A 5,652-nucleotide genomic window follows, 5' to 3' on the forward strand; every position below is an offset into this window, starting at 1 on the left:
AAACGACAAGCTGACAGTCGGGCGACGAAGAGATGAACGGCAGTCGGCCAAACCCGGTCCGGGACGCCCGCCCGCGCCGGCCGGCGGGCCGGGTAGCCGGCGGCGGCCCGGCTTTTACCATCCGAGCCACCCCACGATGGTAGAGTTGGCGTGTTTTCTCGCGGTCCGCCGTAGTGTAATCGGCAGCACAGGAGATTTTGGTTCTCTTAGTCCACGTTCGAGTCGTGGCGGCGGAGCACTACCAGGCACCACCAGTAATACCATCGAAAAGAATATTCCGGAAGCACCGCCGCCGCACCATCACCACGGCGGTGGCCAGGCACACATCATTTCCCGGTCCGGGGCCGGCGTGTTCCCGGGATGGCCGTGGCATCTGCCGGCGCCTTCCGGCCGACGAGTAGTGTGGGCGCCGTCGCCCCACCGCTGTCCAGGTCCGAAGACTCGGGAGATCGCGTGACATCATCACGTCCGGTGGCCGTCATCATCCTGGCAGCGGGCGAAGGCAAGCGCATGCGCTCGACGAGACCGAAGGTGCTGCACCACATCGCTGGGCGCTCCCTTCTCCACCACGTGCTGAGCGCGGCCGGAGCCCTCGCGGCGGCGCGTACCGCGGTCGTCGTGGGCCACGGCCGCGAACAGGTCGCGGCGATGCTGGCGGAGCAGGCTCCCGAGGTCGTCCCGGTCGTCCAGGACCGCCAACACGGCACGGGCCACGCCGTCCGGGTGGCCTTGGCGGCGCTCGGCGAGCTGGCGCCCGGCGACACGGTGGTCGTGCTGCCCGGCGACACCCCGCTGTTGACCAGCGCGACGCTCACTGCTCTGGTGGCCCAGCACCATGCCCGGGCGGCCGCGGCGACTGTCCTGTCGGCCGTCATCGACGACGCCACCGGTTACGGCCGGGTGGTGCGCGACGGCGACGGCGCGGTCCGGGCCATCGTCGAGCATCGCGACGCCGACGCCGCCACCGCGACGATCCGAGAGATCAACACCGGCGTGTACGCGTTCGCCGCGGGCCCACTCCAGACCGCGCTCGCGCGGCTGACCAGGGATAATGCTCAAGGCGAGGAGTACCTCACCGACGTCGTCGGGCTGCTGGTCGCCGCCGGGCAGCCGGTGGCCGCGCGGGTCGTGGACGATCCCGGCGAGGCCGGTGGGGTGAACGACCGCGTCCAGCTCGCCGCCGCCGGACGGGTGCTGCGGGACCGGATCGTCGAGGCGGCGATGCGCGCCGGCACCACCGTCGTCGACCCGCAGACCATCTGGATCGACGCCGACGTCACTCTCGAACCGGACACGACTATCGCCCCCAACACCTTCCTGCACGGCCGGACGCACGTCGCTCGCGGCGCCGTCATCGGCCCCGAATGCACCTTGACGGACACGACGGTAGGCGCAGGCGCGACCGTCCTGCGGACCACGGCCGAGCGGGCCGAGATCGGCGCCGGGGCCGTGGTCGGGCCTTACAGCCATCTCCGATCGGGCACCCGACTGGGCCGCGAAGGCAAGATCGGCTCCTTCGTCGAGACGAAGTCGGCCGATCTCGGGAACCAGACGAAGGTCCCGCATCTGGCGTATGTCGGCGACGCGGTGGTCGGCGAGCGCAGCAACATCGGATGCACGACGGTCTTCGTGAACTACGACGGGGTGGCCAAGCACCGCACGGTGATCGGCTCGGACGTCCGGATCGGCAGCGATACCATGCTCGTTGCTCCGGTCACGGTCGGGGACGGGGCCTACACCGGCGCCGGATCCGTGATCCGGGAGGACGTTCCGCCGGGCGCGCTGGCGGTCCGGGAGGGGCGGCAACGGATCATCGAAGGCTGGGTCTCCCGCCGCCGTCCCGGCAGCCCGGCGGCACGAGCGGCCGCCGCAGCCGGCGTCCGGGCCCCCGGCGGCGCCGGGGATCCCGAGTATCCCGATGAAATGCCGCAACCGTCCGCGGCCGAGGCCGCCGTGCCGATCCCAGCTCATCAGGGTGACGTGGCGCACCGGAGTGAGTTGCCGCATACCGGCGAGGCCGGCATCGCTGGCATTCCCGGCGCGGGGAGCAGAACGTAAAGAGACGTCCGTCCAAACCTTCTCTGGCCAGCGAGGGGATGCACACTGCCCGACCTGCCCCGCCCGGGTCGGCGGCCCGGGGTCCGCGGGCGGCGATCCGGGCACGTGGGTACCATCCCGCCTGCGCAAACAGGTGCGGGGCCGGGTATGCCCGAGTGTTGAACCGTGCAGCCTCACGGCCGTTCCCCCGGACGGGTCACCCGCCCGGGGACTGCCCCCGCCAGCCCGATCACGCCAGCCCGATCATCCCGTCACGCCCGAGGAGTACGCGGTGGCCTACCAGACCGAGAACCGGCGCAATCTGATGCTCTTCGCGGGACGTTCGCACCCGGGCCTCACGGCGGAGGTCGCGGCCGCGCTCGACGTCGAGCCCGTACCCACCCATGCCTACGAATTCGCCAGCGGCGAGATCTTCGTCCGCTTCTCCGAATCGGTTCGGGGCTGCGACGCCTTCGTGCTCCAGTGCCATTCGGCTCCGGTGAACACCTGGCTGATGGAACAGCTGATCATGGTGGACGCGCTGAAGCGGGCCAGCGCCAAACGGATCACCGTCGTCGCGCCCTTCTACCCCTATGCGCGCCAGGACAAGAAGCACCGTGGCCGGGAGCCGATCTCGGCCCGCCTCGTCGCCGATTTGTTCAAGACCGCCGGCGCGCACCGGCTCATGTCGGTCGACCTGCACACCGCCCAGATTCAGGGCTTCTTCGACGGGCCGGTGGACCATCTCTTCGCGTTGCCGCTGCTCACCGACTACATCGAGTCCAAGCTGGACACGTCCGAGGTGACCGTCGTCGCCCCCGACTCGGGCCGGGTCCGCGTGGCCGAGCGGTGGACCGACCGGCTCGGCTGCCCGCTGGCCATCATCCACAAGCGGCGTGACCCGGACGTTCCCAACCAGGTGAAGATGTTCGACGTGGTCGGCGAGGTGCACGGACGGACCTGCGTCATCGTCGACGACATGATCGACACTGCCGGCACGATCACGAAGGCCGCGGAGTCACTCAAGGAGCACGGCGCGGCGGGCGTCATCGCGGCGGCAACCCACGGCGTGCTCTCCGGCCCCGCCGCTGACCGGCTGAAGAACTCGGAGATCAGCGAGGTCGTCCTCACGAACACGCTGCCCCTGCCCAGCGAGGCTCGCATCGACAAGATCACCGAACTGTCCATCGCCCCGCTGCTGGCCGCGGCCATCAAGGCCGTGTTCGAGGACGGGTCGGTGACCGGCCTGTTCGGCGGAGACGCCTGACCGAGGCTCGCATCCCCACCCCGCCGCGAGACAGGCGCGGGCAGGCGAACGGCCGCGGCGAACGACCTGGGGCGTCCCGGCGGCCGCCCCGCGTCCGTAGACTGCCCTGCCATGGCAGCGCAACAGCCGAAGGTGTCTCTCACCGGGATCAAGCCGACGGGCGAGCCGCACCTCGGCAACTACATCGGAGCGATCCGGCCGTCGCTGGAGCTCACCTCGGCCTACGAGTCGATCTACTTCGTCGCCGACTATCACGCCCTGACATCCGTGCGTAGTCGCGAGGAGTTGGCGAGCTATACCCGCTCGGTGGCGGCCACGTGGCTCGTGCTCGGGCTCGACCCGACGAGCACGATCTTCTACCGCCAGTCCGACGTCCCCGAGATCTTCGAGCTGACCTGGGTGCTGTCCTGCGTCACCGGCAAGGGTCTGATGAACCGGGCCCACGCCTACAAGGCGGCCCGTGACCGCAACGCCGAGGCCGGCGTCCCCGATCTGGACGCCGGCATCAACATGGGCCTGTTCAACTATCCGATTCTGATGGCCGTCGATATTCTCATCATGAATGCTGACGTGGTCCCCGTTGGCCAGGACCAGTCGCAGCACGTGGAATACGCCGCCGACATCGCCGGCTCCTTCAACCATCTGTTCGGTGACGTGTTCAGCCTGAAGATCCCGGAGGTGGTCCTCCCGGCCGGGAGCTCGGCGAAGGTACTGCCCGGCATCGACGGCCGCAAGATGAGCAAGTCATACCGGAACACAATCCCCCTCTTCGCGCCGGAGAAGCAGCTACGGAAACTCGTCCGTGGGATCGTGAGCGACAGCACACCGCTGGCGGACCCGAAGGACCCGGACAGTTCCGCGGCCTTCGTCCTGCTCGAGAACTTCGCGACTCCAGAAAAAATCAAGGAGATGCGCGGCCGTCTGGAGCAGGGCGGCACCGGGTGGGGCGAGGTGAAGAACGCCCTGTTCGAGACGCTCAACGACTGGCTGTCACCGCTGCGGGAGCGCTACACCGAGCTCATCGCCCCGGACAGCGAGCTGGACGGCATCCTCGCGGCGGGTGCCGAGCGGGCCCGCGACCGGGCCCGGCCGGTGCTCGCCGGCGTCCGGCGCGCAATCGGGATCTCGCCCCTCTGACCTCCCCGCCGTTGCGCCCTTCCCCGCCGTTGCGCCGGGCGGCTCAGTCGGAACGGGCGGCGCGGGCGGCGGCCAGCCGGCAGAAGGCCGCGATGCCGAGGGTCTCGCCCCGGGCACCGGGATCGACCTCGGCGGCACGCGCCAGTTCCCCAGCGGCGGCGGGCGATCCGGCCCAGGGCGCCAGGGCCGTACGCAGGGTCTTGCGGCGCTGCGCGAACGCGGCATCGATCGCGGCGAACACGTCCGCCCGCAGCAGCGCCGGACCGGGCAGGGGCCTGCGGGCGAAGGCCACCAGCCCTGAATCGACGTTCGGCTGCGGCCAGAAGACCGGTCTGGGCACCGCGCCGGCCGGCCGGGCGTGCGCGTACCAGGCCAGCTTGACGCTGGGCGCCCCGTACACCCGGCTTCCCGGCGGCGCGGTGAGCCGGTCGGCAACCTCCGCCTGGACCATCACCAGCCCACGGCGCAGCGAGGGCAGCCGTTCCAGCAGCCCGAGCAGCAGCGGCACCGCGATGTTGTAGGGCAGGTTCGCGGCGAGCACCCCGGGCGCGGCCACGTCGGCGGGCAGGTCGACCGGGGTGACCCGCAGACCGTCGGCGGCCACCACGCGCAACCGCTCGGCGACGTCGGCCGGCAGCCGGGCGGCCACGGTCACCGGCAGGGCCGCGGCGAGGGGGCGATCCACCTCGACGGCGACGACGGCCTTCGCCGCCTCGACGAGCCCCAGAGTCATCGACCCGAGTCCTGGCCCGATCTCCAGCACCGTGTCGTCCGGGCCGACGCCGGCGAGCCGCACCAACCGGCGGACGGTGTTCGCGTCGACGAGGAAGTTCTGTCCGCGCCGTTTCGTCGGCCGCAGGTCCAGCTCGTGCGCGAGGGCCCGAAGTTCAGCCGGCGAGAACAGCGCGTCGGTGTCTACCAGGGCCCGAACACCCGCTCCGCGTTCGCGGCGATGTGCGTGCCGAGCTCGGCGACGCCGACGCCGCGGGTCTCGGCCAGCACCCGCAGCGTCAGCGGAATGAGGTACGGGCCGCCGGGCCGGCCCCGCCAGGGGGTCGGGGTGAGGAACGGCGCGTCGGTCTCCACCAGGATGAGATCCGCCGGGGCGACGGCCGCCGCCTCCCGCAGATTGGCGGCATTGGAGAAGGTGACGTTGCCGGCGAACGACATCACGTACCCGGCGTCCGCGCAGATCTTCGCCATCGCCGTGT

5 protein-coding genes are annotated in these 5,652 nt (G+C 70.8%); 3 read left to right on the top strand and 2 right to left on the bottom strand.

Translation table 11 applies throughout. The annotated features are described in order from the left end of the window. The first annotated feature begins 453 nt into the window (after window positions 1–453). From glmU to AC08ON_RS06740, 3 genes are all read left to right on the top strand, one after another. Window positions 454–2,058 (top strand): bifunctional UDP-N-acetylglucosamine diphosphorylase/glucosamine-1-phosphate N-acetyltransferase GlmU, encoded by a 1,605-nt coding sequence (gene glmU, locus AC08ON_RS06730; protein WP_476606917.1) that lies wholly within the window; start codon window positions 454–456, stop codon window positions 2,056–2,058. 271 nt (window positions 2,059–2,329) lie between these two features. Beyond that, the gene (locus AC08ON_RS06735; RefSeq protein WP_011438336.1) at window positions 2,330–3,304 is read left to right on the top strand and encodes a ribose-phosphate diphosphokinase; all 975 of its coding nucleotides are present in this window, start codon (window positions 2,330–2,332) and stop codon (window positions 3,302–3,304) included. Between the two features lie 111 nt (window positions 3,305–3,415). After that, window positions 3,416–4,441 (top strand): tryptophan--tRNA ligase, encoded by a 1,026-nt coding sequence (locus AC08ON_RS06740; RefSeq protein ID WP_476606916.1) that lies wholly within the window; start codon window positions 3,416–3,418, stop codon window positions 4,439–4,441. A 43-nt stretch (window positions 4,442–4,484) separates the two neighbouring features. Here the strand turns inward: AC08ON_RS06740 and rsmA are convergent, their stop codons facing one another. Next, window positions 4,485–5,237 carry a 16S rRNA (adenine(1518)-N(6)/adenine(1519)-N(6))-dimethyltransferase RsmA gene (gene rsmA / locus AC08ON_RS06745; RefSeq protein WP_476606918.1) on the bottom strand — a complete coding sequence of 251 codons (753 nt, stop codon included), beginning with the start codon at window positions 5,235–5,237 and terminating at the stop codon, window positions 4,485–4,487. Between the two features lie 119 nt (window positions 5,238–5,356). Beyond that, the coding region (locus tag AC08ON_RS06750; protein ID WP_476616639.1) for a TatD family hydrolase at window positions 5,357–5,652 on the bottom strand (296 nt) is incomplete at its 5' end.

This window comes from Frankia sp. CoWAU3 (genome assembly GCF_977971855.1).